This is a genomic window from Oceanospirillum beijerinckii DSM 7166, assembly GCF_000422425.1.
Taxonomy (GTDB): Bacteria; Pseudomonadota; Gammaproteobacteria; order Pseudomonadales; family Halomonadaceae; genus Oceanospirillum; species Oceanospirillum beijerinckii.
In genome coordinates this window covers 14,182-17,964 of record NZ_KE383835.1, presented here as the reverse complement: position 1 = coordinate 17,964, position 3,783 = coordinate 14,182, and the positions used below count along the sequence as shown (strand labels likewise).

Genomic DNA, 3,783 nt, shown 5'->3' with positions numbered 1-3,783 from the left:
ATTGGACGCATCTATCACCATCGCCTCGGTACGACCACTATTGTTACTGCCTCGAATAGTAATCGGGCTACTAGGTCGCTCACTACTATCCGTGGTCAACGTGACCTTATTTACCCAGAGATTGTCTTCATCAACACCAAGCGCTTCAAGGAAGACACGCCCACCGTCTAGCATATCGTCTTCTTCATCCAGGCCAGCAGATTCATCAATCAGCTGCAGTAACGCCTCCACCGAATTATTATCCCGCGCCGTTTCATTGGCATTCGCTATAAAACCAACGCCAGCAGGCAAACTGATACTGGTCACCGCTTCCTGATCACCTTCGGTAAAGTGCAGCGGGATATCCGCTTCCTGCGTCTGAGTATTGGTATCTTCACGCTCCGATGCTACCGGCTTAACCGTTACCGTCTTCGTCTCTTCACCGTCCTCGTCAACGGTTACCGTCGTCGTAACCGGCACACCATCAACCAACTGAGTTTCTGTTTCTGGTTCTGGCTCCGGCTCTGGCTCTGGCTCTGGCTCTGGCTCCGGCTCCGGCTCCGGCTCCGGCTCAGGCTCAGGTTCCGGTTCCGGTTCCGGTTCTGGCTCGGGTTCCGGTTCTGGCTCGGGTTCCGGTTCCGGTTCTGGCTCGGGTTCCGGTTCTGGCTCGGGTTCCGGTTCTGGCTCGGGTTCCGGTTCCGGTTCCGGTTCCGGTTCTGGCTCCGGCTCCGGCTCCGGCTCGGGTTCCGGTTCCGGTTCCGGTTCTGGCTCCGGCTCGGGTTCCGGTTCTGGCTCAGGTTCTGGCTCAGGTTCTGGCTCTGGCTCCGGCTCTGGTGTTGGCGTACCACCGCCACCGCCACCGCCAGTTGATGGTGTGGTGGCATTCAGTGTGATGGTGTTAGGTGTGGCGTCAGTAGAGTTACTTATACTGTTATCCTCTACCGTAAACGTGAAGGTATCGGAACCTGCGGCACTTGGGGTGTAGACCAGGTTGCCAATATCAGCCAGATTGATCCAGTCACCGTCACTAACAGCGTTACCATTCAGTTTCAGAGCACCATTATCAATCGTCTGAACATTGACCTGTACACGATTCAGACTATCGCCCGTATCCGCATCAGTGAACCCGAAGTCTGTGCTGCTGAAGGTATGACTGCCACTGGTCGTCACGGCAATGGTTTTATCTGTTCCGGAAGGTGCGTCGTCTGTGTTGCTCAGATTCAGTGTCCAGATGGCCGCCGGAGAGGTATCACCACCTGCATCCGTGACGGTCCAGCTAAAGCTTGCAGCACCCGTGCCCGCAAGGTTCGCTGTTGGTGTGAAATCCAGCTTGCTGATATCCGCAATATTAATATATACGGTTCCAGTGAGATTACCTGCTGTTGTGTAATAGCTGATGCCGCCAACAGTGGATGTGCCTGTCATGCCGGTAGAATCCAGCGATAAAACACCACCGGTAATATTGGCGGTATTAATGGTGATATATTCAAGCGTCTCGCTGCCAGAATCCTGCGCTGTTGGCAGCTCAGTCGCTGACAAATTGACAGCCGCGTCTTCTGTGCCGTTGCTGGTATAACTGTTAGCGACCGGTTTAGTGCCATCAACAACAGTAACGGTTGCACTGATATTCGCAGTAGACCAGGCATCCACACCACTGTTTGCTGTGCCACCGTCATCCGTGACTTCTGTCAGGGTAATCGTCCGGTCACCTTCCGTAAAAGGCGAGGCTGTATTTTCATAGGTCATCGCATTCAGCAGGCTTTCGATGGTGGTTTCAGCCACACCTGCATGAGTAATTGTCACCGTTGCTGTACTGGATGAGACGGCCACACTATAACCCAGGCTATTACCGCCGGTAGTTGTACCATTAGTGCCCGCTGTCAATGCGATTGCTGTGCCATCAAAATTAATTTTTTCATCTACACCATTCTGTAAGCCGCTGACGGTCAATTTAAGTCCGGTGATCAGGTCGCCAGTATCAGGGGTATCAACATCAACGGCAGCACTGCTGAACAGTCCCGTTGCAGCACCATTAATTGAGTTACCACCTGTGCCTGTTGCGCTGACAGCAGGGGCATCATTCACGGCAGTCATATTGACCGTGATGGTTTCAGCCGTACCTGTGCCACCTTCTCCATCATTCACTGTGACGGTTACGGTATCCGATGTTGTGCTGTTGGTTGCTCCGGTATAAGTGACATTAGATGCTGTCTGCAGGAAGGTGTTAATTTCTGTGGCGGTGCCCGTTAATGTGATGGCATGGGTGCCACTGTTACCGACGACAACGCCATTCGCATCTGAAGCCGTTAAGGTCGCGGCGTTATTCGTTGCTGTTAGCGTGGCGACAATATCGCCCGTCGTGTCCACATCGGCAAATACTGGTGTTCCGGTAATCAGGTTGGTTGCTGTATCTTCCAGTGCGGTAATGGTTGTTGTAACGCCCGTCAGTGTAGGTACATCTTCAACTGCGGTAATATCCAGCGTCCAGGTAGCCGCCGTGGAGGTATCGCCTCCGCTGTCAGTGACTGTCCAGGCAAAGCTGCCTGCACCGGTGCCTGATAAATCGGCGGTGGGTGTGAAGACAAGATTGCTAATGTCACCTATGGCGATATTGACGGTACCGGACAAATTACCGGTTGCGGTATAGAATGTAATTCCCCCCGTCGTTGATGTACCACCTGCCGGTGTTCCTGTCAGGGAAAGTACCCCACCTGTTACAGTGGATGTATCAATAGTAATGTATTCGACAGTATGTGCTGTACCTATATCGGAATCTTCTGCTGTTGGCAGTTCAGTATTACTGAATGCAGTGACAGCCGTATCTTCATTGGTTGAATCGGTATAGTTGCTGGCGGTTGGTCTGACGACATCCAGAACAGAGATGGTTGCCGTATCTGAAACCGCACTGTTAACACCATCATCCACGGAAACGGTCAGCGTTACATCAGCGGTAGAGGCCGCTGAGGTAAAGGTGAGTTCTGAGGTATCATTCAGGTAGGCATCAACCTGGGCGGGTGACCCCGTCAGCGTCACGGTTTGTGAGTCGGTCTGAACGACTGTAGCCCCTCCGGCATGACTACCACCGGCCGATGTTGCCGTAAGGGTACCGCTATTCACAGAGAGGGTTGCGGTAACCGGGTCTGTATCCACATCAGCTACGCTGGAGGCAGAAAGATCGAGATATTGCCCTACTGAAAGTATAACAGAATCATCCGGTACGCCTGATACGGTTGGCGCATCATCGACTGCACTGATATTCAGAGACACCGATCCCATTGCAACATTGGAGGTTGTCCCGTCAGCACCGGTAATCGTGATGGTTGCAGCTCCGGTACCGTTTGCATCCGCAGCGCCGGTATATTGTACGTTGGAGGTGGTATCCAGCCAGGTGTTGATATCGCCAGGTGCTCCGGTCAGGGTCAGAGCGCTACTGCTACCACCAACAGTAACGCCACCTGAGGAAGAGGCAACCAGTGTACCTGCGCTGGCAGTCAGGGTAATTGTCACGGAAGCACTGTCTGCATCGGCCACGGTAAAGCCCGACAGATCCAGGTTGCCCTGGGTATCTTCAGTAAAACTGGCAGGCGTAGCAGCACCAGAGCCGGTAGGGGCATCATCTACCGCATTGACTGTAATTGACGTCGTTGCATTGTTCGTTGAGAACGCTGTGCTTGTGCCGTTAACGCTGGCATTTCCTGTCTGTACAGAGCCATTGGTTGAAGCGCTACCACTGGTCTGGTCCCAGGCCTGGAAGGTAAAATTAGCAGACCCGGAATACTCCGTACCACCAGTAAAACGCACATA

Annotated in this window: 1 protein-coding gene; it reads right to left on the bottom strand. The window is 53.2% G+C overall.

The window, feature by feature from the left end; genetic code table 11:
- Window positions 1–3,783 (bottom strand): beta strand repeat-containing protein (locus H579_RS29560; RefSeq protein WP_211224795.1); only part of this gene is annotated, 3,783 nt, incomplete at both ends.